Annotated in this window: 2 protein-coding genes; both read left to right on the forward strand. The window is 41.3% G+C overall.

Translation table 11 applies throughout. The annotated features are described in order from the left end of the window. Positions 1-121: YiaA/YiaB family inner membrane protein (locus tag AC1DUA_RS40175; protein ID WP_477504957.1), on the forward strand; the 121-nt coding region annotated here is incomplete at its 5' end. A 92-nt stretch (positions 122-213) separates the two neighbouring features. Further along, on the forward strand, positions 214-564 hold a 351-nt coding region (locus tag AC1DUA_RS40180; RefSeq protein WP_477504956.1), incomplete at its 3' end, for a CBO0543 family protein.

A 564-nucleotide genomic window follows, 5' to 3' on the forward strand; every position in this document is an offset into this window, starting at 1 on the left:
GTATTATGCAGTTACGGCCTTATTTCTTACCATGTCTTCCTTCGTACTTCAAAAAACAGTGCGTGATAACAACGATGATGAGCCTATGCAACCTGTTGAAAAAAATATCGAAGAGCTGTAAGTCGGAGCTCTTCTTTTTTCATCTCGGGGATAAATGGAAGCAATTCGGGCATATTGGGAATTAGGAGATTTCATGCAGAAAGGCTGAGAACCATGACAGTGGAACGGGTTATTTTGATCATCGTTTGGATCGTATGTCTCGTTATCATACTGATCAAAATACCGAAACATCGTTTTCGGGAGGCTGTTCTGTTATTCCTATCTACGCAAATGATCACTTGGATCATGAGCTTGTTATTAGTCGAATGGCAGGCCATCGAAAATCCGGTTCGCGAATTTCCAGCTGCCTCTGGGAGCAATTTCACGAATAATTATCTCTTTTTCCCGCTGGTCTCGACGCTGTTTGCACTTTATTATCCAAGTCAGAAGTCGAGTGTGATCCAGTTTTTTTATCATCTTCGCGTCGTCTTGTTCATGGCGATCTATTTTAAATTAATTTCCAGC

It is taken from the genome of Paenibacillus sp. 01T422, assembly GCF_056398785.1.